At 62.1% G+C, this 22974-nt stretch carries 24 protein-coding genes and 2 pseudogenes; 14 read left to right on the forward strand and 12 right to left on the reverse strand.

Annotated elements, in window-relative coordinates; translation table 11 throughout:
• Positions 1-233 precede the first annotated feature (233 nt).
• The 5 genes from CQ13_RS01290 to CQ13_RS01305 all read left to right on the forward strand — a co-directional run bounded on the left by CQ13_RS01290 (position 234) and on the right by CQ13_RS01305 (position 3843).
• Positions 234-536 carry a hypothetical protein gene (locus CQ13_RS01290; protein ID WP_245308976.1) on the forward strand — a complete coding sequence of 101 codons (303 nt, stop codon included), beginning with the start codon at positions 234-236 and terminating at the stop codon, positions 534-536.
• Positions 537-654: 118 nt separating this feature from the next.
• Entirely contained in the window at positions 655-1041 is a 387-nt protein-coding gene (locus CQ13_RS01295; RefSeq protein ID WP_430649640.1) for a response regulator, read from the forward strand.
• Positions 1042-1137: 96 nt separating this feature from the next.
• A complete protein-coding gene (locus tag CQ13_RS01300) occupies positions 1138-1917 on the forward strand; it encodes a sensor histidine kinase (RefSeq protein WP_057841207.1) in 780 nt (259 codons plus the stop codon).
• Positions 1918-2084: 167 nt separating this feature from the next.
• Positions 2085-2300: a hypothetical protein gene (locus tag CQ13_RS42400; RefSeq protein WP_156433423.1), complete on the forward strand. Its 216-nt coding sequence runs from the start codon at positions 2085-2087 to the stop codon at positions 2298-2300.
• Positions 2301-3471: 1171 nt separating this feature from the next.
• Complete coding sequence (locus CQ13_RS01305) at positions 3472-3843, forward strand: signal transduction histidine kinase (protein WP_156433448.1); 372 nt, start codon at positions 3472-3474, stop codon at positions 3841-3843.
• A gap of 22 nt (positions 3844-3865) precedes the next feature.
• Here the strand turns inward: CQ13_RS01305 and CQ13_RS01310 are convergent, their stop codons facing one another.
• From CQ13_RS01310 to CQ13_RS01320, 3 genes are all read right to left on the reverse strand, one after another.
• On the reverse strand, positions 3866-4864 hold the full coding sequence (locus CQ13_RS01310) for an Hsp33 family molecular chaperone (protein ID WP_057841209.1): 999 nt from the start codon (positions 4862-4864) through the stop codon (positions 3866-3868).
• Positions 4865-5059: 195 nt separating this feature from the next.
• Positions 5060-5986, reverse strand: a complete 927-nt coding sequence (gene argF / locus CQ13_RS01315; protein WP_057841412.1) for an ornithine carbamoyltransferase — start codon at positions 5984-5986, stop codon at positions 5060-5062.
• Positions 5986-7194 (reverse strand): aspartate aminotransferase family protein, encoded by a 1209-nt coding sequence (locus CQ13_RS01320; RefSeq protein ID WP_057841210.1) that lies wholly within the window; start codon positions 7192-7194, stop codon positions 5986-5988. Before CQ13_RS01320 ends, argF begins: the two co-directional genes overlap by 1 nt.
• Before the next feature lie 482 nt (positions 7195-7676).
• Here CQ13_RS01320 and CQ13_RS01325 point away from each other — a divergent pair, with 482 nt between their 5' ends.
• Entirely contained in the window at positions 7677-8186 is a 510-nt protein-coding gene (locus tag CQ13_RS01325) for a GcrA family cell cycle regulator (protein ID WP_028351833.1), read from the forward strand.
• A 190-nt stretch (positions 8187-8376) separates the two neighbouring features.
• Here the strand turns inward: CQ13_RS01325 and phoB are convergent, their stop codons facing one another.
• The 7 genes and pseudogenes from phoB to CQ13_RS40350 all read right to left on the reverse strand — a co-directional run.
• Positions 8377-9081, reverse strand: a complete 705-nt coding sequence (phoB, locus tag CQ13_RS01330) for a phosphate regulon transcriptional regulator PhoB (protein WP_028351834.1) — start codon at positions 9079-9081, stop codon at positions 8377-8379.
• 73 nt (positions 9082-9154) lie between these two features.
• Entirely contained in the window at positions 9155-9871 is a 717-nt protein-coding gene (gene phoU, locus CQ13_RS01335; RefSeq protein WP_057841211.1) for a phosphate signaling complex protein PhoU, read from the reverse strand.
• A gap of 104 nt (positions 9872-9975) precedes the next feature.
• Positions 9976-10797 carry a phosphate ABC transporter ATP-binding protein PstB gene (pstB, locus tag CQ13_RS01340; RefSeq protein WP_057841212.1) on the reverse strand — a complete coding sequence of 274 codons (822 nt, stop codon included), beginning with the start codon at positions 10795-10797 and terminating at the stop codon, positions 9976-9978.
• On the reverse strand, positions 10794-11639 hold the full coding sequence (pstA, locus tag CQ13_RS01345; RefSeq protein ID WP_057841213.1) for a phosphate ABC transporter permease PstA: 846 nt from the start codon (positions 11637-11639) through the stop codon (positions 10794-10796). The genes pstB and pstA overlap by 4 nt, the downstream gene beginning before the upstream one ends.
• Before the next feature lie 4 nt (positions 11640-11643).
• Positions 11644-12642: a phosphate ABC transporter permease subunit PstC gene (pstC, locus tag CQ13_RS01350; RefSeq protein ID WP_156433425.1), complete on the reverse strand. Its 999-nt coding sequence runs from the start codon at positions 12640-12642 to the stop codon at positions 11644-11646.
• 180 nt (positions 12643-12822) lie between these two features.
• Positions 12823-13833, reverse strand: a complete 1011-nt coding sequence (gene pstS / locus CQ13_RS01355; RefSeq protein ID WP_057841413.1) for a phosphate ABC transporter substrate-binding protein PstS — start codon at positions 13831-13833, stop codon at positions 12823-12825.
• A gap of 139 nt (positions 13834-13972) precedes the next feature.
• Positions 13973-14417 (reverse strand): annotated as a pseudogene (locus CQ13_RS40350) (sensor histidine kinase); the annotation flags it as partial.
• A 606-nt stretch (positions 14418-15023) separates the two neighbouring features.
• On the opposite strand from CQ13_RS40350, the gene CQ13_RS01370 reads away from it, so the two are divergent.
• The 8 genes and pseudogenes from CQ13_RS01370 (at position 15024) to CQ13_RS01400 (ending at position 20295) form a co-directional block, all read left to right on the forward strand.
• Entirely contained in the window at positions 15024-15893 is an 870-nt protein-coding gene (locus CQ13_RS01370; protein WP_156433426.1) for a trypsin-like serine peptidase, read from the forward strand.
• Between the two features lie 8 nt (positions 15894-15901).
• Entirely contained in the window at positions 15902-16048 is a 147-nt protein-coding gene (locus tag CQ13_RS42405; RefSeq protein WP_156433427.1) for a hypothetical protein, read from the forward strand.
• A 109-nt stretch (positions 16049-16157) separates the two neighbouring features.
• The gene (locus CQ13_RS01375; RefSeq protein WP_156433428.1) at positions 16158-16481 is read left to right on the forward strand and encodes a hypothetical protein; all 324 of its coding nucleotides are present in this window, start codon (positions 16158-16160) and stop codon (positions 16479-16481) included.
• 125 nt (positions 16482-16606) lie between these two features.
• Positions 16607-18034 (forward strand): multicopper oxidase family protein, encoded by a 1428-nt coding sequence (locus CQ13_RS01380; protein ID WP_057841219.1) that lies wholly within the window; start codon positions 16607-16609, stop codon positions 18032-18034.
• A 27-nt stretch (positions 18035-18061) separates the two neighbouring features.
• Positions 18062-18506, forward strand: a pseudogene (locus tag CQ13_RS01385) (DUF411 domain-containing protein).
• 101 nt (positions 18507-18607) lie between these two features.
• Positions 18608-19267, forward strand: coding sequence for a TlpA family protein disulfide reductase (locus tag CQ13_RS01390; protein ID WP_063800016.1), 660 nt, complete (start codon positions 18608-18610; stop codon positions 19265-19267).
• A gap of 14 nt (positions 19268-19281) precedes the next feature.
• Complete coding sequence (locus CQ13_RS01395) at positions 19282-19554, forward strand: hypothetical protein (protein WP_156433429.1); 273 nt, start codon at positions 19282-19284, stop codon at positions 19552-19554.
• Between the two features lie 48 nt (positions 19555-19602).
• Entirely contained in the window at positions 19603-20295 is a 693-nt protein-coding gene (locus tag CQ13_RS01400) for an SCO family protein (protein ID WP_057841414.1), read from the forward strand.
• 103 nt (positions 20296-20398) lie between these two features.
• Here the strand turns inward: CQ13_RS01400 and CQ13_RS01405 are convergent, their stop codons facing one another.
• Together CQ13_RS01405 and CQ13_RS01410 are read right to left on the reverse strand one after the other, a co-directional pair.
• The gene (locus CQ13_RS01405) at positions 20399-21700 is read right to left on the reverse strand and encodes an ATP-binding protein (RefSeq protein WP_057841221.1); all 1302 of its coding nucleotides are present in this window, start codon (positions 21698-21700) and stop codon (positions 20399-20401) included.
• Between the two features lie 46 nt (positions 21701-21746).
• On the reverse strand, positions 21747-22805 hold the full coding sequence (locus tag CQ13_RS01410) for a lysylphosphatidylglycerol synthase domain-containing protein (protein WP_057841222.1): 1059 nt from the start codon (positions 22803-22805) through the stop codon (positions 21747-21749).
• Positions 22806-22974: the final 169 nt, after the last annotated feature.

A 22974-nucleotide genomic window follows, 5' to 3' on the forward strand; every position in this document is an offset into this window, starting at 1 on the left:
AAGTAATATGACGGCGCTGGCATTGAAGTGGCTACTCAATGCCGCATTACAAGCCTTGTCAGGGCCAACGCGCAAAACAAACTGCGATTTTTCTCGCTAATCCGCAGATAGTCACTATATCTACGATATCACCGCGCGCCTCGGGCTGTTATCGGTGACTGAGAGCGTTGCGCTCCCGCCCTCAACCCAAAGGGCGATCATATGCCAAAATTCCACGAGATCAATTTTCGTGAGTGGCTGATACCCTCGGTACTGATGCCGATCTTTCTTGTGCTGCTGGTCGCCGCTGCGATGATTATTCAATGGTGATCGAGCGGAGTCCGGCTTCACTGCACGGCGGGTTATCTCCGACCAAACAAACCCAATCGGCGCTTGCGCGTGATCTGGATGCCAGGGCGATGATCGCCATGGACGAAGCTCGCGAGATGTCGCCGGGGGATGAGCGCACCGAGGCAATTCACAAAGCAATCGTCCTTCGAAATGCCTTCGAGATTCACGAACTGCTCTGCGGCAAGCGCGGCGCGCCGGCCACATGAGGGCGGCTTGTCTCCACTGTGTGATTGTTAAACCAGCGGGAGATCATATGGGCAGCGAGCCGCTTGTCCTACATCAAACGCCTGTCCCGATCGACGGCCGTTGCCCGCGAGCGCGTTTATGATGGTACTTGATCATTCATGCGTTCCCGCGGTCGTCCTCATTGTCGAGGACGAGATGGTGCTCCGCATGCGCGCGGTCGACATGGTGGAAGACGCCGGATACACGCCACTGGAGGCGCTGGACGCCGCCGAAGCCGTCGCCATCCTGGAATCCCGATCCGACGTCGTGCTGATGTGCACCGACATCCAGATGCCAGGCCAAATGGATGGCGTCGGACTTGCGCATGCCGTGCATGATCGTTGGCCGACCATTGGGATCATCGTGGTATCGGGGCAATTGGACCTGCCGCACCTCGATCTTCCTCCCCGTAGCAGGTTCCTTGGCAAGCCGCTCAATGCCGGGGAAGTAATAGCCGAAATGCGCGACATGATCGGCTACGCGTGAGTCACCGGTGCTTGTCACGCCGAATACCGTCCAAAGCGTGATGACCCAGTCCCCGAAGATCAGTGCGGAATCCAACTCATGATGATACGATCAACGATGTCCGAAGCCGATCTCCGTACGGACTCACGCCCCGCAAGCAGCGCAACGCCATACCAGGACGAACTCGCGGCAGAAAATGTCAGCCTGCGGCTTCTGCTCGCGCAAGCCGAGATCAATGCACGAAGCTTGCTTGCCACGGCGGGCATCGACGCCAGGGAGCGCGAGGCGTCCGACAAGCTGCAGAAGCTGATCCTCGAGGAGTTGCACCACCGCATCAAGAATACGCTGGCAACCGTTGGCGCCATCGTGTCGCAGAGTCTGCGCGATTTACCCGAAGCCAGGCATGCGCAGCACGCCATCGAGGGCCGGCTGCTGGCGCTCGGGCGTGCGCACGATCTGCTTTTGCAGGCAAGATGGACCAGCGCGAACCTTGGCACGATCGTCCGCAGCGCTACCCAAGCCTTCGATAATCCCGACGAGCCGAAGTTCTCGATTTCGGGACCCGATATCCGGATGACGTCTGGTGCCGTCATTGCGATCGCGATGACACTGAACGAGCTTTGCACCAACACCACGAAGTTTGGTGCCCTGTCGGTCCCGCAAGGACGAGTTGACATTAGCTGGACGCTGGATGGACAGGCGCAGCGCCTCCACCTCACATGGACCGAGAAGAATGGTGCGGCAGTCCGCCCGCCCAAACAGCGTAGCTTTGGGACACGGCTGATCGAGACACTCGGCAGGCAGCTCCGGGGCGAGGTGCAACTGACCTATGCGCCAACCGGGTTCGTCTACACATTCGACGCGCCGACGGCTTCTCTGACTTCGGCGGCGGCGTAGGCCTTTATTCGGATTTGCGAAAGCCAAATCGTGCTTACGTTCGTTCAACTGACACGAATTGACTCGACGACCGGGCTCAAAGGATATCTAGTTCCGATCACCGCCGCCTCTGGCGGGTATCGTGACCTAGTGTGCTGCGAGCTCCCGCCTACTAACAGGAGAGCCATATGCGGCCTATCCAGCATAACCAACCTGAACCGCCGTTGCGCGATCTTCTGGCGTTGGAGACCCTGCCGCCAATGGATATGCCCGCAACGAATAACGTGCCAGCGGTGCGACCCGGTCCCAAACGTGAGGACACCCTTCGCAAGGCGCGACTGGTGGAGATCGCCTCGCATATCGATGAATGGCTGGCATCGCCCGGTTTGCGGACTCCGCGCTAGAAGCTGATATCAGAAGGCCTCCAGCACGGGCGCGCACTGAGGCCGTCATTCATCGGATGCCAAGGGGGTATGGCATCCGGTCGCCCTCAATCAAACGACCCCATGATCCCCATAAAGCCTATCCTCTAATGCCCACAGCAGGAGGACATTGCAACACTTCAACAATCCGAAACAAACAAATAGGAATGACGCCGTGCGCGCTGCGAAAGCAGAGATAAGTCCTCGCCGATCACTCAAGAAACAGCGCGAAGAGCAAACGGCTCATCTCTATTTTCGAGAATCCAGTTCGCGATAAAGGGTTCGCAAATATGATAGGCCTTCCACGGTCAGACGGTGCTCGTCTCGCTCTCCTTCGATATACCTTTTCATAAGATGCTTGGACAGTCGCTCCCGCACTCCTTCCAACTCGGAGCGGTCGGCGAGGGCCCCATAAATATTCAGCGCGCGATCAACTGGCAGTATGTTCATCGGATTCCTCTAAGATATTTGGGTATTCAAGTAACAGGATGCTCAATCGTTCCCAAGTTAGACGCTTAGCGCCGTGACTTCCTCTGCCAAACAAGAACGATGTTGGCGCGGATTAACCGCTAGCGGATCTCGGCAGATGTCCAAGTCCTCGAATTAAACTCAGACTGTATGCACTAGCGCTCTTATATTCGACGGACAGGATACCCATCTTCATATCATCGCCGCCCCCTACGTGGCATCTATCGGTGACTGAGAGACAGTTGCGCTCCCGCCTTACTCGAAAGAGGGCGCAGTGCGATGCAGAAACGACGACACCGTTCCACACAGTACCGACACCGTTTCACACAGACGCAGCCTCTTGAAGAGCGGCTAATTGAACATGCGACGCGGCTGCGCGATGAAGCTAAATCGCTTCCCCCTGGTGTCGTGCGCGAGGCGATTCTAAGGCGGGCTGAGCAGGCGGAAACTGGCGCGCACATGAGCCAGTGGCTGCGCTCGCCTGATTCAAAGAGTAACGCGTAATCTGCACAAGCATAAGAACCATGCCGGCCCAGAACGGCTTCGACGGAGGATGCGCATCGCGACGCGAAATCGCGCGCCGCGGCTCTGTCGCGATGGGACGATGAGGGAGGCGCAGTCCCCGACGGACTGCCGAGGTGAACCAATTTCGGCAACTGGAGGATACCCCATGTCACGTAAAAACATGTCACTGACAAAATTCGGCATCGATGACGGCCCGCACAACATGGATGGGCTGCGGCTTTTCGCGCGCGACGGAACTGAACGGGTCGAGGCGTTCATGGGCCGCAAGGTGATGGACGTCTGGGTCGAATCCATCGAGCACCGGGGAGGACGGCGGAGTCTGTTCCGCGATCAGTACAACGCATTGGGCAGGCGCAATCTTGCGGCGATTGAGCGGATCGTGAAAGCGAAATACCAACGGGGCGCCGCTCATAACCGCCAGCATCCCTATGTCGAGGTGCTGTTCTCGGACATCATGGAAAGCGCCGAGACCCTGGACTTAGGCGGTCTTGTGCGCCCGCCCCTGCCGCCGGAATTTCTCCGGCTGGGTTGAGCCGACTGGCCAAGCGAGCTTCCTACTCCACGCCCGCTTCGTGCGGGGTGAACTGGTAGACCGAGGAGCAGAACTCGCAGGTCACCACCACCTTATCGTCCTTGACCATCTCGGCGCGGTCCTTCGGCGCAAAGCTTTTCAGCATCGCGGAGACCGCCTCGCGCGAGCAGGAGCATTGTGCGCGCAAGGAGAGCGGCGAGAACACGCGCACGCCGCGCTCGTGAAACAGGCGATACAGCAGGCGCTCGCCCGACAGATCGGGATCGATCAGTTCGACATCCTCGACGGTGCCGATCAGCGACTGGCCTTCCACCCATGCGTCGTCTTCCGCCACCTGATGCGTCACCGCGCCTTCCGGCGCGTCGCCCGGATGCAGGTCGGCCTGCCGCGCCCGTTCGGGCGCCCGCGGCAGGAATTGCAGCAGCATGCCACCGGCGCGCCAGCGATGCTTGCCGCCGTCGCCACCGCGCCATTCCTCGCCGACCGCAAGCCGCACGCGGGTCGGGATCTGCTCGGAGCGCAGGAAATACTCATGCGCGGCATCCTCGAGGCTGCCGCCGTCGAGCGCAACCAGTCCCTGGTAGCGGCTCATGTCCGCGCCCTGATCGATGGTCATCGCGAGGTGGCCTTTGCCGAGCAGGGCGCCTGAATCCTGCCCGTCCTTCAGCCGCCTTGCGTCGTAGCGCGCATACGCGCGGAGCCGATCCGGCGACTGGAAATCCACGATCAGAAACGACACCGGACCATCGGTCTGCGTCTGCAAAATGAAACGGCCGTCGAATTTTAGCGCCGAGCCAAGCAGCGTCGCCAGCACGATCGCTTCGCCAAGCAGTTTTCCGACCGGCGCCGGATAATCGTGCTTGGTCAGGATGTCGTCGAGCGCGGGGCCGAGCCGAGTCAGCCGTCCGCGCAGATCGAGCGAGGCGACCTCGAACGGCAGCACCGCATCATCGACGGGAACGGACGAGGGCGCGCGGATCGGCGCCTCGGTCGTGATTTTGACGTCTGATTGTGAATCCATGGCGCCTTATCTGGGGGCTCGGAATGCAAAACAAAAGGGGTTGACGAGCCGGCGAAACCATCTCCACGCGTCGTCCCTGCGAACGCAGGGTCCCGTAACCACAGGGCGTTGTGCGTAAGGCAAGGCGTCAACCACTGCCTTTAATTGTGGGGCCGCGGCGTATGGGTCCTGCTTTCGCAGGGACGACGGAGAGAGTTACCCCGCCGTGTCAAAACACCAGGCCAGAATGCCTTTCTGCGCATGCAGGCGATTTTCGGCTTCGTCGAACACGACCGACTGCGCGCCGTCGATCACTTCATCGGTGACCTCCTCGCCGCGATGGGCGGGAAGGCAGTGCATGAAGATCGCGCCCGGCTTGGCCAGCGACATCAGCTTCGCATTGACCTGATAGGGCTTCAGCACATTGTGGCGATGTTCGCCGTCCTTGTCGCCCATCGAGACCCAGGTGTCGGTAACGACGCAATCGGCGCCGCGCACCGCGGCTTCGGGATCGGTGCCGAGCACGATCGGCGCCTGCGTCGCCTTGATCCAGTCCTTCATCGCCTTGTTCGGCGCAAGCTGCGGCGGGGTCGCGACATTGAGCTTGAACTTGAAACGCTCGGCTGCATGCGCCCACGAGGCCAGCACGTTGTTGTCGTCGCCGGTCCAGGCCACGGTCCTGCCCTCGATCGGCCCGCGATGCTCCTCGAAGGTCATCAGGTCGGCCATCACCTGGCAGGGATGCGAGCGCCGCGTCAGGCCGTTGATCACGGGCACGGTGGCGTGCGCGGCCAATTCCAAGAGCGCGTCATGGTTGAGGATGCGGATCATGATCGCATCGACATAGCGCGACAGCACGCGCGCGGTGTCGGCGATGGTCTCGCCGCGGCCGAGCTGCATCTCGGCACCGGTCAGCATGATGGATTCGCCGCCGAGCTGGCGCATGCCGACGTCGAACGACACCCGGGTGCGGGTCGAGGGACGTTCGAAGATCATCGCCAGCGTCTTGCCTTCGAGCGGCTTCTTGCCCTTCTCATGCGCTTTCAGCTTCGCCTTCATGGTGGCGCTCAAGGCCAGCATGCTGCGCAATTCATCTAACGGCAGTTCGTTGATGTCGAGGAAGTGACGGACGGACTTGCTCATCATCCCGCCGCCTTCTTCAACTGGCCAGCGGACAGCGCGACACAGGCGCGCTCCAACCTTTGCACGGATTCCTCGATCTCGGCCTCGGTGACGATCAGCGGCGCCAGGAACCGCACCACATTGTCGCCGGCGCCGACGGTGAGCAATTTCTCGTCGCGCAATGCGTTGACGAGATCGCCCGACGGCACCACAGCCTTGACGCCGACCAGAAGCCCCTCGCCGCGCACTTCCGACAGCACTGCGGGATAGCGATCGACGACGGAGGCCAGTTTCTGTTTCAACAGCAGCGACATCTTCTGCACGTGATCGAAGAAGCCGGGCTTCAGCATCACGTCGAGCACGGCATTCGCCGCAGCGATCGCCAGCGGATTGCCGCCGAAGGTCGAGCCGTGCGAGCCCGGCGTCATGCCGCTTGCGGCTTCCGCCGTCGCCAGCACCGCGCCGATCGGGAAACCGCCGCCCAACGCTTTGGCCAGCGACATCACATCCGGTGTCACGCCGACGCGCTTATAGGCAAAGAGATCGCCGGTGCGGCCCATGCCGGTCTGCACCTCGTCGAACGCGAGCAACAGGCCCTTCTCGTCGCAGAGCTGGCGCAGCGCCTTGAAGAAAGACTGCGGCGCGGAGCGCACGCCGCCCTCGCCCTGCACCGGCTCGATCAGGATGCCCGCGGTCTGCGGGCCGATCGCTTTCTTGACCGCTTCGAGATCGCCATGCGGCACCTGGTCGAAACCGTCCATCGGCGGCCCAAAGCCTTCGAGATATTTGGCGGAGCCGGTTGCTGCGAGCGTGCCCAGGGTGCGGCCATGGAATGCGCCCTCGAAGGTGACGAGACGATAGCGCTCGGGATGGCCCTTGGAGAACTGATAGCGGCGCACGACCTTGATCACGCCTTCCATCGCCTCGGCGCCGGAATTGCAGAAGAACACGAGGTCGGCAAAGCTCTGCTCGCAGAGCCGCGCGGCGAGCTTCTCGCCATCGGGCGAGTTGAACAGGTTCGACATATGCCAGAGTTTGGTCGACTGCTCCTGCAGCGCCGCGATCAGGTGCGGATGGCAGTGACCGAGCGCATTCACCGCGACGCCCGAGGTAAAGTCCAAATAGCGCTCGCCATTGGTGGCGGTCAGCCAGCAGCCCTCGCCGCGTTCAAAGCCGAGATCGACCCTGGCGAAGACGGGGAGCAGATGCGACGTGGCGCTATTGGTCATGGCAATCACTGAAGTTTGAGACCTGCCTTTGAGACCTGCCGCGGGCGAACGCGGCAGCAGCCGGTCTTGCGAAAACGAAACGTGCCGCCTCTTAAGGGCGGCACGTGAGAGGCATTCTATGTGGGCGCGGGGCGCTGTCAACACGCTACGGAGCCGCCTTTCCTGCAGTGCAAGATGCTGAAAACCGTAAGATTGCGGTGTGGTGGAAAACACGCAGTGAAATGCCTAGATGTCAGAACATGTGGACGTTCGGGCCCGGACTCTTGCGCCCGAGTCACGCCATATTGTAGCCTTTGGGCTGTCGGGTACGACATCTCGTGCGGCAGTTCTGATCCCTTAGAGTCCTTTTGTGCAGGCGTAAACGTTCGGCGCGGTTAACGCGTCCGGCGAGGGCTAAGGGATTCTGACCGCAGGGATTTTTGAGACGAATGACTCGCCAGCGCTGCCCCCGATTGGCCGGCGCGATGCAAGGGAAGAGTACGATGACGGTTTTGACCTGGTCCGACGATCGCGTCGAACAGCTTAAGAAGCTCTGGGAAGCCGGACTGTCGGCGAGCCAGATCGCCGCGGAACTTGGAAATGTGACGCGAAACGCCGTGATCGGCAAAGTGCACCGGCTGGGCCTTTCCGGCCGTGCCAAGAGCCCCTCCTCGGCCGCCCCGCGGCAGCGCAAGGCACGCCCCGCCCAGCCGATGATGCGGGTGTCGCGCCCGGTCTCGCGCGGCAACACCGCGCTGGCGCACGCCTTCGAAGTCGAGATGGAGCCGGATCCGATCGCCTTCGACAACGTCGTGCCGATGAGCCAGCGGCTGTCGCTGCTCGAGCTGAACGAGGCCACCTGCCACTGGCCGGTCGGCGATCCCTCGAGCCCGGAATTCTTCTTCTGCGGCGGCAAGGCGCTCACGGGCCTGCCCTATTGCGCCCACCACTCGCGCATCGCCTACCAGCCCGCCGCCGATCGGCGGAGGCAGCAGCCGAAGCAGACGAGGTAAGGGCGCGCGGTTATCGCAACGATGTAGTCCCTGCGAACGAACGCAGGGACCCATAACCACGGGAGTCTGTGGTTATGCCTCGCTGGAACTCCAGCGCATTTCAACAATGAGATTTGTGGTTATGGGGGCCCCACGTTCGCGCGCGTTCGCGGGGACGACGGTGGAGTTTGCGGAGATAGCGGCGGAGCAGCTACGGCTCCACCTTCGCAAACCGGTCATCCAGCGCGTAGCCTGCGCCGCGGACGGTGCGGATCGGATCCTGCTCGCGGCCGGGGTTGAGCAGTTTGCGCAGCCGGCCGATGTGGACGTCGACGGTGCGCTCGTCGATATAGATGTCGCGGCCCCAGACGCTGTCGAGCAACTGCTCGCGGCTGAAGACGCGGCCGGGATGCTCGAGGAAAAACTCCAGCAGGCGATACTCGGTCGGGCCGAGATCAATCTGGCGGCCCGAGCGCGCGACGCGGCGCTTTTCGCGATCCAGTTCAATGTCGCCATAGGTCAGCACGGTAGCGAGCCGCTCGGGGCTTGCCCGCCGCAACAGGCCCTTCACCCGCGCCAGCAGCTCTGGCACCGAGAACGGCTTGACGATGTAATCGTCGGCGCCGGTTGCCAGCCCCCGCACGCGCTCGCTCTCCTCGCCGCGCGCGGTCAGCATGATGATCGGCAATTGCTTGGTCTCGGGGCGTGCCCTCAAGCGGCGGCACAACTCGATGCCGGAGAGCCCCGGCAGCATCCAGTCGAGCACGACGAGATCGGGTACGCGCTCCTTCAGCCGCGTATCGGCGTCGTCGCCGCGGCCGACAGTTTCGACCTCATAACCTTCAGCGTCGAGGTTGTAGCGCAACAGCGTGGTCAGCGCTTCCTCATCCTCGACCACCATTATGCGCGCGCTCATCCTGCTCTTGCCTCTACTGTTTGACGCATCTTCTTCACGCGAACCGGTCTCCACTTCGCTTGAAAACGCTTTGTCAAGTATTGGGTACGGTCGTGGCAAAATTCGTCATGTCGCCCTTCGGGCGCTTGTCGAGCATCTGCTGACCCTCGATCATGTAGAACACGGTTTCGGCGATGTTGGTGGCGTGGTCGCCGATCCGCTCGATGTTCTTGGCGCAAAACATCAGGTGGATGCAGAACGAGATGTTGCGCGGATCCTCCATCATGTATGTGAGGAGTTCGCGGAACAGCGAGGTGCAGATGGCGTCGACTTCCTCGTCGCCCTTCCACACCGCCATCGCCGCCGGCAGGTCGTGCGCGGCATAGGCGTCCAGCACCGACTTGACCTGCGACTGCACCAGATCCGTCATGTGCTCGAGGCCGCGCATCAGTTTCAGCGGCTGGAAATCGTTCTCCAGCGCCGCGACGCGCTTGCCCATGTTCTTGGCGAGGTCGCCGATTCGCTCCAGGTCGGTGGCAACCCGCATCGAGCCGACGATCTCGCGCAGATCGATCGCCATCGGCTGGCGGCGGGCGATGGTCAGCACCGCGCGCTCCTCGATCAGATGCTGCAGGCGGTCGATCTCGAGGTCGGTGGCGACGACGTGCTTGCCGAGCGCGACGTCGCGGCGGACCAGCGCGTCGACGGATTCGGTGATCATGCGTTCGGCAAGGCCGCCCATCTCGGCGACCAGACGCGTCAATTCCTGGAGGTCGCTGTCAAACGCCTTGGCGGTATGTTCGGAAGCCATCTTCTATCTCCTCAAATCATGATCCGATCGGACGGATCATGATTTCGTTTTCTTGTTGAGCATGATCTGTTCGAAAAAACGGTCCCCGCTTTTCCGGATCATGCTCAGCCGAACCGGCCGGTGATGTAGTCCTGGGTACGTCGATCGCGCGGCGAGGTGAAAATCTTGTTGGTATCGTCGAATTCGACCAGCTCGCCGAGATACATGAAGGCGGTCTTGTCCGAGACGCGCGCCGCCTGCTGCATATTATGGGTGACGATGGCGATCGTGTAATCCTCCGCCAGTTCCTGGATCAGTTCCTCGATCTTGGCGGTCGAGATCGGATCCAGCGCCGAGCAAGGTTCGTCGAACAGAATCACCTCGGGCCGCACCGCTACCGTGCGCGCGATGCAGAGCCGCTGCTGCTGACCGCCGGACAGCGACAGGCCACTGGCGTTCAACTTGTCCTTGACCTCGTTCCAGAGGGCGCCGCCGCGCAGCGCCCTCTCGACCCGGTCGTCCATCTCCGACTTCGAGACCTTCTCGTAGAGGCGGATGCCGAAGGCAATGTTCTCGTAGATCGTCATCGGGAACGGCGTCGGCTTCTGGAACACCATTCCAACGCGGGCCCGCAGCAGATTGAGGTCGAGCTTGGGGTCGAGGACGTTGGTCTGGTCGAGCAAGAGCTGGCCGGTGGCGCGCTGACCCGGATAGAGATCGTACATCCGGTTGAATATCCGCAGCAAGGTGGATTTGCCGCAGCCGGACGGGCCGATGAAGGCAGTGACGCGATGGGTGCCGAGCGTCAGGTTGATGTCCTTCAGCGCATGGTGCTCGCCATAGTAAAAGTTCAGGCCGCGGGCGGTCACCTTGGGTGCGGCCTCGGGCAGCGCCACCTGCGGAACTGGGCCGCTCGCGTTACTCACGGATACGGAGAGTTCGGTCATTTGGATATCCTCTCGGCGCCAAGAATGCGAGCGCCAATGTTCAGGGCCAATACGGTGAGGGTGATCAACAGGGCACCGGCCCAGGCGAGTTGCTTCCAATAGGCATAGGGGCTCTGGACGAAGTTGTTGATGGTGACCGGCAGGTTCGCCATGGTCTTGGTCAGATCCAGGCTGAAGAACTGGTTGGAGAGCGCGGTGAACAAGAGCGGCGCGGTTTCGCCGGCGACCCGGGCGGTCGCGAGCAGGACGCCGGTGATCAGGCCAGCGCGCGCGGCGCGATAGGCGATCCGCCGGATCACCAGCGAGCGCGGCATGCCGAGCGCGGACGCCGCTTCCCGCAAAGGATTGGGTACCAGCCCCAGCATGTCCTCGGTGGTACGGACCACCACGGGGATCACGATCACGGCGAGCGCGAGGCAGCCGGCAAAGGCCGAGAAGCCGCCCATCGGCACCACGATGGCGCCGTAGATGAACAGGCCGATGATGATCGAGGGCGCGCTCAACAGGATGTCGTTGATGAAACGGATCACCGAGGTGAGCTTGTCGTGCTTGCCGTATTCGGCGAGGTAGGTACCGGCGAACAGGCCGAGCGGCGCGCCAATGCCGACCCCGATCATGGTCATGATGATGGAGCCGATGATGGCGTTGCGCAGGCCGCCATCGGTCGATCCGGGCGGCGGCGTATCTTGGGTGAAGACAGCGAAATTGATGCCGGCAAGGCCATTGAAGAACAGCGTGAACAGGATCAGCGCCAGCCAGGTCACGCCGAACAGCGCGGCGCCCAGGCACAGGTACTTGACAATGACGTTGTTACGGCGGCGAGATACGTAAATCGGGTTCATGATCTCAGTTCCCCGCTTTCTGTTCCAGCCGCATCAGCATCAGCCTTGCGGCAGCAAGAACGAAGAACGTCAGAACGAAGAGCAATAGACCGAGCAGGATCAGGCCGGATTGGTGCAGGCCGTCGCTCTCGGCGAATTCGGAAGCGATGGCAGCAGAGATCGTGGTGCCGGGCGCGAAGATCGAGGACTGGATCTTGAACGAATTGCCGATGATGAAGGTGACCGCCATGGTCTCGCCGAGCGCGCGGCCGAGCGCCAGCATGATGCCGCCGATCACGCCGACCCGGGTATAGGGGATCACGACGTTGCGGACGACTTCCCAGGTGGTGCAGCCGACGCCGTAGGCCGCCTCCTTCAAAACCGGCGGCACCGTCTTGAAGACGTCGACCGAGATCGCGGTGATGAAGGGAAGCACCATAATCGCCAGGATCAGCGACGCATTGAACAGGCTGAGATAGGAAGGGGGACCTGCGAAGATCGTGCCGAGCACCGGGACGCCATCGAACACGCTGATCATGAACGGCTGGAAGTTGTTGGCCAGGAACGGCCCCAGCACGAAGAAGCCCCACATGCCGTAGATGATCGACGGAATGCCGGCGAGCAGTTCGATGGCAAGGCCGATCGGACGACGCAGCCAGAGCGGGCAGATCTCGGTAAGGAACACCGCAATGCCGAGGCCGACGGGAATGGCGATCATCATCGCGATCACGGAGGTGACCAGCGTGCCGTAGACCGGGCCGAGCGCACCCAGCACCGGCGGATCGGCCGACGGCGCCCAGCGCTGCGTCCACAGGAATGCTGCGCCGTACTCCCGGATCGCGGGCCAGGCGCCGATGATCAGCGAAAGGATGATGCCGCCGAGGATGAGGAGCACCGAGATCGCGCAGGCGCGCGTGATCCAGTAGAAGGTGACATCGCCAAACTTGAAAGCGCCAAGGGCCCGGGCGCGGTCATAGGGTCCGGCAGCTTCCATTACGTCGCTTTCAACCGCCATTTCTGCCACGCTGGTCCCCTGCACTTCTACTTGATCTTGTTTGATCCGTCTCGTGTCCCGGATGCAGCGCGGTAGCGGTGCGCTGCTAGGCCGGGGCCGAACTTGTTGGGTGACGCGCTCTTGGTTACGCGTGGGTCCCGGCTCTGCGGCGCAGCGTTGCACGCTGCGCCGCGTCCGGGACAAGAGTCATCAGCTCTTGATGTCCGACGACCAGGTCTTTTCGATCATCTTGACGACCGAGTCCGGCATCGGAATGTAGTCGAGTTCTTCAGCCATCTTGTCGCCCTTCTCGAACGCCCACTTGAAGAACTTGATGGCCTCAGCCGAAGCCGCCTTGTCCGCGGGCTCCCGGTGCATCAGGATGAAGGTCGCGCCGGTGATCGGCCACGAGGCCTCACCGGGCTGGTCGGTCAGAATCACGAAGTAGTTCTTGGCACCGGCCCAGTCAGCGTTGGCGGCTGCGGCCTGGAACGCACCGATGGTCGGCTGCACGGTCTTGCCGGCCTTGTTGATGACCGCGCCATAGGTCAGCTTGTTCTGCTTGGCATAGGCGTACTCGACGTAACCGATCGAGTTCTTGGTCTGGCTGACGTTGCCGGCGACGCCTTCATTACCCTTGGCGCCGACGCCGGTCGGCCATTCCACGGCGGTGCCGGAGCCAGCTTTGGCCTTCCATTCGGCATTCGTCTTGGAGAGATAGTCGGTCCAGATGAAGGTCGTGCCCGATCCATCGGAGCGGCGCACAACGGTGATGGCCTCGCTCGGCAGCTTCACTTTGGGATTGAGCTTGGCGATCGCGGGATCGTCCCACTTCTTGATCTTGCCGAGATAGATGTCGCCGAGCAGCTCGCCCGAGAACACCAGTTCACCCGGCTTGATGCCTTCGAGATTGACGACCGGCACCAGGGCGCCCATCGCCTGCGGCCACTGGATCATGCCTTCCTTGTCGAGTTGCTCCGGCTTGAGCGGCATGTCGCTGGCGCCGAAGGTCACGGTCTTGGCCACGATCTGCTTGATGCCGGCGCCGGAGCCGATCGATTGGTAGTTCAGGCCGTTACCGGTCTCCTTCTTGTAGGCATCGGCCCACTTCGAATAGAGCGGGAACGGGAAGGTGGCGCCCGCGCCGGTAATGTCGGCCGCAAAGGCCGAGGTCGACGCGGCGACCAGGCCGGCGGCGACGATTGTCCTGACGAAATTCATGGTTGATCTCCATATCCTGAGCGAAGCGCCGTTGCGCCCGATCGCGCTCATGCCGCCCGTGTAGGCGCGGTCGATAGAGCTTTTACGAAGGTTCGATGACACTTGGATGACATATCCAAGCGATTGAAATCGCTCGTATTTACGCCGCTGTCGGGGGTTTCGCCTGAGGAAAACAGGCGGTGAAGGTGGCGCCGTTTTTCGGCACGCTTTCGATCAACAACCGGCCGCGATGGCGGTTAAGAATATGTTTCACCAAGGATAAACCGAGCCCGGGTTCCGCCCGGCGCGCGGCTGTCGCCGACATCGACCCGGTAGAAGCGTTCGGTTAGCCGCGGCAGATGTTCGGGCGCAATGCCCGGGCCGAAATCGCGGACCTTGACGCGCACTTCGGGCGCGCCCTCTCCCGAGGCGACCTGGCTCAGCGAGATGATCACCCTCCCGCCGGACGCGCCATATTTGAGCGCGTTCTCGATCAGGTTCTCGAACAGCCGCAGCAGTTCCTCGCGATCGCCCGCAATCGCGACCGGCGTCTCCGGCAGATCGATCTCGATCGCGACCTGGCGTTCCCTGGCGAGATTGCGAAGCGGATTGTTCGCTGTTAGCCTGCAAATATGCGCGTGATGGCCCGGTTGTTTCCGTTGCTGTTGATGGTCGCCGCACTCACTCTGCCGGTGGCCGCACGGGCTAGCGTGTCAACTGAGGCCCGCATTGAAGCGTCAGCCAGTTTCGTAAAACCTGCCGGTCGTCCGAACCCCAAGCACATGGTGGCACCTTGCCATGAGTGCTGGATGAAGGCCTGCGGCTCATATGCTGCTTGCGACCTTTGCTGCGGTGCGGCGAGTGCCATCCTCCCCTCTGCGAGCGTGCTTGGATTGATAGGTCCGCGAGTGATAGCTCCCTCGCCGATTCCGGACATTCGAGATCACCACGGCCCTCCGGACCCGTATCCTCCCAGACCCACCGCCTTCAGTTGAGGTGGCCGCAGTCGCGGCTGCCTCGCACTGTGCCGTCACGTGCCTGATTTCGAGCGTGTGACGGCAACCGGCAGAGAGCGACCCGTCAGAGGTCCTCAATCTTCCCGGTCTGCTGACGACGGGGATCCTCAAAGCGCAGTCGCTTGGATCGGCGGGTAGCCGAAACTGCCATCGTTTTTGGAGGCATTGCGCTGCCTAATTTTCGGGGAGGGGACCATGATGCAGGCTACGCAAATTTTCATGGCCGTCGGAAGTTGGGCGCTTCTGGCAACCGCTACGCTAGTCATCGCGACCACCGGCCCGCCAAGCGCCGTCGATTCCCAATCAGTCCCTCGCACCGGAAAGGAGGCACCTCAGGTCACCAACGTTGATCTCCGTCGTATTGTCGATGCGCGGTTGCCGCCCTACGCAGCAGTCGGGAAATTCAAGGGCACGATGGGCTGCACGGCCGCCATCGTTCTCCATCCAAGGATCATCGTCACAGCAGCTCACTGCGTCACTCAAAGAGATGGCTCGATCAAACAGTCCAACTTGTCTTTTCGGTTAGGCTATCAGGTGGAAACCGCGCTTGGCGATTTTCAAGCGACCGTATGGACCATCGGATCGATACAAAGCTTCAGGCGACAATCGGTCCACGACGCCTCGCAAGATTGGGCGATTCTCGTTCTTGATCGGGCCGCGGTGGGCGTCCACCCCTTTCTCTTGAGCTTTTACTCGGTTGCAAGCCTGAAGTCGCTCGAGCAGCAAATCCGAATGCCGAGTTACTCAAACGATATCGGCGACGCGGAGGTTCTCAGCGTCGATCCGGCGTGCACCATTCGTGACCTCGTTTGGGACGCACTCATTCACGACTGCAAGGCACGGTATGGCTCATCTGGAGCTCCCTTGCTGGTACGAGATGGACCTTGGTACGCAATGGTCGGCATCCATACTGGCTCAATGTTCGCCAGTGACGAAGATGGCCACGTCGCGAAATTTATTGGAAATCGGGCCATCGTCGCCTCGATGTTCGCGGACGCGGTGGTCGCACTCTCCCGACGCCTGGATGCCGATGCCGTACCTGACGTCGGCTCGGCTGCATACTGATAGACCGTATGAAGCTGAAACGCCGCCAATTCGAAAGTGAAGAAATGACAAGCGACCAACTGATCAACTTACCCAGGGCGCGCACCTCCGCGAGCGCCCGTCTGCCCGATACCGCACCGATTATGCTGGAGCGCGCCACAGTCACGATCCCGTGAGCCGAGGGCTCAGAGATGGAACAGGCATTCTGATAGATGTCCTATCGGCCTAGCTTTCGGCCCAGCCAATCGCTATTTTGATTGTATGTTGGAGAAGGTCCGCCGCGTCATGACGCTGTTGCTGGCCATCGCGTTCATCGTGGGGCTGGCCCCTCATGGCCTGCGGGCCGCGGATGCGGACGTGAAGATGGTCATGGCTGCCGCCACCGACATGCCGATGTCAGGCGAGTGCGATGGTTGCGGCGATGATCAGAAGGCAATGACGGCAGCCGCATGCTCCGCCTACTGCGGCAGTTTTGCCGCCTTGCCCTTGATCGGAACGTTGTTTGAGCCGTCATCGGCCGAAACGGTGGAAGATTTGCCCGGACCAACTTCCGCCGGACATACAATTCCACCCGATCCCTACCCTCCCAGGCCTGCCATCCTGAGTTGAGGCACGTCGCCGGCCCGGCGATGTGATCCTCTCGCGCGTGACGCTGATAGCGTCGCAAGCGTATCGAACGCACGTAGGCTTTATGGCCACGTGCCGCGGATCAACGCACAGGATCGGCTTTCGCAATGCACTCTCATTCGGGTCCGTCGATCAATCGCCGCGCACTCCTCATTGGCGGCACCGCGCTCGCCGCATCGGCCTCGTTGGTGCGTGCCGGACGCGCTGCACCGGCAGAACCGAACGTGGTCGAGCTCACCGCAGCGGCCGGCCGGGTACCGATCGTTGGCGCGCCTTACCCGCGTACGGATGTATGGTGCTATGGGGATCGCGTCCCCGGCCCAGAAATCCGGGTGCGCCAGGGCGAGCGCGTTCGCGTCATCGTTCGAAACGATCTGCCGGAAGAGACGACTGTCCATTGGCACGGCATCCGTGTGCCGAATTCCATGGACGGCGTTCCTGGTCTCACGCAGCCGCCGATCAAGCCCGGCGAGAGCTTCACATACGAATTCACGCCGCCCGATGCCGGGACGTTCTGGTACCACCCGCATTCTGACAGTCTGCGGCAACTCGGGCGGGGTATGGCGGGTGCCTTCATCGTCGAGGAGCCGACGGCGGTATCCGTTGATCGCGACCTTGTCTGGATGCTGTCGGACTGGCGCCTGACATCAGAAGCGCAAATTGCAGCCGGCTTCGGCAATGCGATGGAGGCGGCGATGTCCGGCCGCGTCGGCAACACGGTAACTCTCAATGGGGCCGTACCAGACGAAGTGCCGATGCGCGCGGGCGAGCGCATACGCCTGCGTCTCGTGAACACCTCGCTCGCACGGATCATGTCGCTCCGTTTCGAGGGTCACCGTCCGGTGATCGTGGCGATCGACGGCCAGCCCTGCGATCCCCACGAGCCCGAACGCGGCCGTATCCTGCTTGGTCCGGCCATGCGCGTCGATCTCGTGATCGACATGCAAGGCGAACCGGGACGGCGCTACCGGGTCATCGACGATTTTTACGAGGGGCTTTCCTACTGGCTCGCAAAGTTCGTCTACGAAGACAAGCCGCCACTCCGCGCGCATCATCTCGAACCTTCGCCTTCCCTTCCGCGCAATCCTTTGCCGGAACCGGATTTGGCCGCTGCCGAGCGCCACGAACTGCGATTGCAAGGCGGCATGATGGGCGGCGGCATGATGGGAATGGGCGGCATGCAAGGCATGTCGCACGGGGCGAGCTGGGCCATCAACGGCACATCCATGACCGGCGACGGCCACGCGAACATGCCACCACTGCTGACGCTCCGGCTTGGCCGAAGCTACGTGCTGACTATCCGCAATGAAACGGCTTGGTGGCATCCGATGCACCTGCACGGCTACAGCTTTCGGGTGTTGACCCGCAATGGAACGGCGGTTCCGCATCGGCGATGGGCCGACACCGTTCTCGTACCGCCAAGGGATACTGTCGAGGTCGCCTTCGTGGCCGACAATCCCGGCGACTGGATGATGCACTGCCACGTCACCAACCATCAGGTGTCCGGGATGATGACGGTGCTGCGCGTTGCGTGAACACTCCACGCTGCGAAGGAGAATGAAATGAACATAAGAAGTTTCTGGTTTGGCGCCACACTCGCGACGCTGGTGCTGCCACTGCCGGCATTCGCCGAGTCGATCCAGGCGATGTTGTACAAGAACCCGCAATGCAGTTGCTGCGAGGGGTATGCTGCATACCTTCGGCGGTACGGCTTCACGGTCGACGTGAAGCCAACCAACGATCTCGCCGAGATCAGCAGCAAAGCCGGTGTGCCCGAAAAATTCCAGGGCTGCCACACCATGTTCGTCGATGGCTACGTGATCGACGGACATGTCCCGGTGAACACGATCCGGAAGCTGCTGTCGGAGCGGCCGGCAATCGCCGGAATCACCCTTCCCGGCATGCCGTGGGGATCCCCAGGCATGACCGGCTTCAAACACGGGCCCCTTCACGATTTACGCGGTCACCAAGGATGGCGCGCCGCCAAAGGTCTACTACACGGAATGAGGAAAGGGATGCTGGTCATCGGATCCCTTCAGCCACGAGCGAAATGACATGACCCCCGAGAGGACATTTCAACTCTCGATGATCAGGAGCCTGTGACAGCAATGAACGGCGTCGGTCGCATCGCACTACGTTCGGTCACCCGATTCACCGCAGCGGCCGCGGTCGCCTTACTGGCCCAACACGTAGCGGCGCAGGAGGTGCCGAAGAACTTTGTCATGCATCCGGCACCGAAGGCGGTGCCGGCGATCACGTTCGAAGATGAAACCGGAGCCAGTCGGAGCCTTGCCGAGTTCACGGGGAAGGTTATCGTCCTCAACATCTGGGCGACCTGGTGCGTCCCCTGCCGGCGCGAAATGCCGGCTCTCGATCGTCTGCAGTCGATCTTGGGCAGCAATGATTTCGCGGTGGTGCCCGTTTCGATTGATCGCGGCGGAATCGGCGCGGTAAAGAAGTTCTACACTGAAGTCGAGATCAAGAATCTCCGGATCTACCTCGATGTGTCTGGCCGGGCCGTCCGGCGGCTCGATGCAGTCGGACTGCCGACCACGCTGATCCTCGATCGCAACGGACAAGAGATTGGTCGCGTCGTCGGGCCGGACGAATGGGACGCGCCTGAGATAACGGAATTCCTGAAGTCGATCATCGCAAGGAAAGTCGATTCAATCGAGCGGGTTGCCCACAGCAGCGACGATCGTCACGAATCAACGCCGGGACTGCTCGCGCGCGGCCTTCGATGGCTGAAGGCACTCGTCGCTAAATGAAGGGAGAAAAACTCATGCTGAAGCTCAGGCCTACACTCGCACTCGCTGCCGCAATCGTTGTGGCGACAATCGCTGCGCAGACGCTTTACGCGCAGGACAGCTCGACGAGCCGTCACCGCATGATGGACGGCGATCCTGCTCGAGGCACGATGGGCATCACGAAGATGATGCGCCAGATGAGCGGGATGATGGATCACTGCAGCAGCATGATGCACAACCGCAGCACTGGTCGGCCTAATGATCAGTGGCGCAGGCGCGCACCAACAGCGCCGGATAACGAGAGCTGAACTGACGCTCCCGGTGTTTCAGCGGGCGCGTTCAAAATGGAGGCTGAAATGCAAATCCCATTGGTCCTGACTCTGGCGGTCGCTTTGGCAGCGGTTGCCCCGGCTGTCTCGGCGCATTCCCTGAAGGATCTCGAGCGCATGCTGGGCGATCGGGAGAAGTATTTCCAGGCTGTCGACAAGGCGGCGCCCGATTTCACCCTTCGGGATGCGGAGGGGCGAAAGATCAGTCTCGCGGATTTCCACGGCAAGGTGGTCGTCCTGCATTTCATTTACGCCAGCTGTCCTGACATATGCCCGTTGCACGCCGACCGGATCGCCGAGATTCAGGGCCTGATCAATCAGTCGCCGATGAAGACGCAAGTCCAATTCATCAGCATCACTACGGACCCGAGCAAGGATACGTCAGACGTTCTGCGCCACTACGGCCAGGCTCACAGGTTTGATTCCGCGAACTGGCTCTTTCTGACGACCAGATCTGATCAGCCGGAGGATGCCACACGCGACCTCGCGGAGCGGTTCGGCCATCGGTTCGACAAGACGCCGGACGGCTATCAAATCCACAGCCTCGTGACGCATGTCATCGACAACCAGGGTCGCTGGCGAGCCAATTTCCACGGCTTGAAGTTCGAGCCAACCAATCTCGTCGTGTTCGTCAACGCCTTGGCCATTGACGCTGAGAAGCCGCACGGCCATGTCGCGCCCAGCCTGTGGGAAAAGGTCAAGAGGTTGTTCGGATCCTGATCGCGCCCCCCAAACATGTGCGCAACGCCTCACTCACCCTGTGCTTGCAAACGCAAGGTGATACCAGGGGATGACAGGATCAAGGCATCGGAAGGGCCGGGCTCTAACTTGCCGCCGGGGGTTTCGCCGGGGGAAAACAGGCGGTGAAGGTGGCGCCGTTTTTCGGCACGCTTTCGATCAACAACCGGCCGCGATGGCGGTTAAGAATATGTTTCACCAAGGATAAGCCGAGCCCGGTTCCACCCTGCGCGCGGCTGTCGCCGACATCGACCCGGTAGAAGCGTTCGGTTAGCCGCGGCAGATGTTCGGGCGCAATGCCCGGGCCGAAATCGCGGACCTTGACGCGCACTTCCGGCGCGCCCTCTCCCGAGGCGACCTGGCTCAGCGAGACGATCACCCTCCCGCCGGACGCGCCATATTTGAGCCCGTTCTCGATCAGGTTCTCGAACAGCCGCAGCAGTTCCTCGCGATCGCCCGCGATCGCGACCGGCGTCTCCGGCAGATCGATCTCGATCGCGACCTGGCGTTCCCTGGCGAGCGGCTCCAGCCCGTCGGCGACCTGGCGAATGATCGGCACGATATCGACACAAGCTTCCGGGCGGACATGCGCCGACAGCTCGACCCGCGACAGCGACAGCAGGTCGTCGATCAGCCGCGCCATCCGCGTTGCCTGCGCATGCATGATGGAGAGAAAGCGCTCGCGCGCCTTGGCATCATCCTTGGCCGGGCCCTGCAGCGTATCGATGAAGCCCGACAAGGCGGCGAGCGGCGTGCGCAGCTCATGGCTGGCATTGGCGACGAAATCGGCGCGCATTTCCTCGACCCGCCGCAGCGGCGTCTGGTCGTGGAAGGTCATCAGCATGCATCGTTCTGTGCCGCCGAACAGCGTCGGCACCGGTACCGGCGTGATGATCAGTTCCATCCAGCGGTCGACCGGCACCTGGTCGAGATAGTTGGCGCGGCGCGGCTCGCTGGTCGCGATCGCCTCGCGCAATGCGGTGATGATCTCGGGAGAGCGCAGCGCGAACTGGGCGAGTTCGTTCTTGCGCAGCGCTGGCGCGAGCTGGGCGGCCGCCGCATTGAGATGAATGACGCGACCGGCGCGGTCGAGCAGCACGGCAGGGTCCGGCATGCCGGCAACGACCGCGCTGACGGCGGCCGATTCAACCGGACTGACGGCGCGGACATCCTCGCGGGAACCGACGGTATCATGCAGCCGCCACGGCACCAGCGCTGCGGCGGCGATGCAGATGAAGACCGCTACTGCACGCGCCAGCGAGAGATCGGCCAGCAGCACCAGCGCGCATAGCGCTAGTCCGGCGGCCAACAGGATGATGGCCGAATGCCGCAACCGGTCCGGCCACGGTGCAAAGAAGGAGGAGGAGTTCGAGTCGTCTATCGCCATGGACGCAGGCTTCCCTTCCGCTATTCGCGAGGCGCCCGCCACATCATCAGGCGCCGGTGTCTCCACGCTCGCGCACATAGACGGGGGCCTCATGCCTCGGCTCGGGGTCGGCGGCAGACGCCAACTGGCGCAGGCGCTTCGATCGCGCGCCGATGATAATCTCCCGAAGCGTCAGCAAGATTACAGATATGACAAAAGGCCCGATATAATAGAGGACCCGGAACAGCAGCATGCCGGCGAGCAGTTCCTCCCGGTCCATCTGCCAGAGGCCGACCAGCATGGCGGCATCGAACACGCCGAGCCCGCCCGGCGAATGGCTGGCGAACCCCAACAGCGTGGCCGAGACGAAGATGACCGCGACGACGACAAAGCCGATATCGGGCTCGTCCGGCACCAGCATGTACATCGCCAGCGCACAGAAGCCGAGATCGACGATGCCGATGGCGATCTGCAGGAGCGTCAGCGGGCCGCCCGGCAGGGTGACCGTCCACGGTCCGCGGCCGACCCCGCGCGGCTGGGCCCAGACCCAGGCGACATAGCCGACCAGAGCGATGAGGATTCCGAACGCCGCAACGCGGTTGAGCCAGGCCGGCAGTTGATCGATCGCGGCGGCGGCTTCCGGGTGGTAGGCGATGCCCAGTCCCAATACCGCGGCATTGCCGAGCCAGAAGGTGAGCCCGGCGAGGAAGCAGATCTTGGCGACGTCGATCGCGTTCAACCCCCAGGCCGAATAGATCCGGTAGCGCACCGCGCCGCCGGTGAAGACGCTGGCGCCGACATTGTGTCCGATCGAATAGGAGGTGAAGGCGGCCAGCGCGCGGACGCGATAGGGCACATGGTGCTGGCCGATGGCGCGGACGGCGAACCAGTCATAGAAGGTCAGCGTGAAATAGCCCGCCGCCACGAACAGGGCCGCCAGCGCGATCCGCCGCGGCTCGGTGCCCTTGATGGCGTCGATCACCTCGTTGGTGTCGATGCCGCGGAGCATGTGATAGAGCACGTAGCACGCAACGGCGATGACCGTGATGCTGATAAGGACCCCGAGCTTATGGAGGACCTGTTTCTGGCGCAGAAACGAAGTTGCCCTGCGTATTGCTTCCAGCATCTACACCTCGAATTGCGCTTCTGCGACGACGGCAATGGCGCGAACCCCGCCGCCGCTACGCGGCTCCCTTGCCCCTCTGGTAGCGCGTTTTGGGCCGGAGTGGAATTCGCCTGACGACAATAAAACGCGCTGCTTCAACATATTAGGCGTAGTTGATGACGGCGGTAGC

Source organism: Bradyrhizobium retamae, assembly GCF_001440415.1.
GTDB lineage: Bacteria > Pseudomonadota > Alphaproteobacteria > Rhizobiales > Xanthobacteraceae > Bradyrhizobium > Bradyrhizobium retamae.

Coding starts and splice junctions, on each gene's coding strand:
- CQ13_RS01300 (WP_057841207.1), top strand. CDS start 1,138: ATGTCCGAAGCCGATCTCCGTACGGACTCACGCCCCGCAAGCAGCGCA.
- CQ13_RS01395 (WP_156433429.1), top strand. CDS start 19,282: ATGCTGAAGCTCAGGCCTACACTCGCACTCGCTGCCGCAATCGTTGTG.
- CQ13_RS01390 (WP_063800016.1), top strand. CDS start 18,608: ATGAACGGCGTCGGTCGCATCGCACTACGTTCGGTCACCCGATTCACC.
- CQ13_RS01325 (WP_028351833.1), top strand. CDS start 7,677: ATGACGGTTTTGACCTGGTCCGACGATCGCGTCGAACAGCTTAAGAAG.
- CQ13_RS01310 (WP_057841209.1), bottom strand. CDS start 4,864: ATGGATTCACAATCAGACGTCAAAATCACGACCGAGGCGCCGATCCGC.
- phoU (WP_057841211.1), bottom strand. CDS start 9,871: ATGGCTTCCGAACATACCGCCAAGGCGTTTGACAGCGACCTCCAGGAA.
- CQ13_RS01320 (WP_057841210.1), bottom strand. CDS start 7,194: ATGACCAATAGCGCCACGTCGCATCTGCTCCCCGTCTTCGCCAGGGTC.
- CQ13_RS42405 (WP_156433427.1), top strand. CDS start 15,902: ATGAAGCTGAAACGCCGCCAATTCGAAAGTGAAGAAATGACAAGCGAC.
- CQ13_RS01380 (WP_057841219.1), top strand. CDS start 16,607: ATGCACTCTCATTCGGGTCCGTCGATCAATCGCCGCGCACTCCTCATT.
- CQ13_RS01370 (WP_156433426.1), top strand. CDS start 15,024: ATGATGCAGGCTACGCAAATTTTCATGGCCGTCGGAAGTTGGGCGCTT.
- CQ13_RS01375 (WP_156433428.1), top strand. CDS start 16,158: ATGACGCTGTTGCTGGCCATCGCGTTCATCGTGGGGCTGGCCCCTCAT.
- pstS (WP_057841413.1), bottom strand. CDS start 13,833: ATGAATTTCGTCAGGACAATCGTCGCCGCCGGCCTGGTCGCCGCGTCG.
- phoB (WP_028351834.1), bottom strand. CDS start 9,081: ATGAGCGCGCGCATAATGGTGGTCGAGGATGAGGAAGCGCTGACCACG.
- CQ13_RS01295 (WP_430649640.1), top strand. CDS start 655: ATGATGGTACTTGATCATTCATGCGTTCCCGCGGTCGTCCTCATTGTC.
- argF (WP_057841412.1), bottom strand. CDS start 5,986: ATGAGCAAGTCCGTCCGTCACTTCCTCGACATCAACGAACTGCCGTTA.
- pstA (WP_057841213.1), bottom strand. CDS start 11,639: ATGAACCCGATTTACGTATCTCGCCGCCGTAACAACGTCATTGTCAAG.
- pstB (WP_057841212.1), bottom strand. CDS start 10,797: ATGACCGAACTCTCCGTATCCGTGAGTAACGCGAGCGGCCCAGTTCCG.
- CQ13_RS01305 (WP_156433448.1), top strand. CDS start 3,472: ATGTCACTGACAAAATTCGGCATCGATGACGGCCCGCACAACATGGAT.
- CQ13_RS42400 (WP_156433423.1), top strand. CDS start 2,085: ATGCGGCCTATCCAGCATAACCAACCTGAACCGCCGTTGCGCGATCTT.
- CQ13_RS01405 (WP_057841221.1), bottom strand. CDS start 21,700: ATGGCGATAGACGACTCGAACTCCTCCTCCTTCTTTGCACCGTGGCCG.
- CQ13_RS01400 (WP_057841414.1), top strand. CDS start 19,603: ATGCAAATCCCATTGGTCCTGACTCTGGCGGTCGCTTTGGCAGCGGTT.
- CQ13_RS01410 (WP_057841222.1), bottom strand. CDS start 22,805: ATGCTGGAAGCAATACGCAGGGCAACTTCGTTTCTGCGCCAGAAACAG.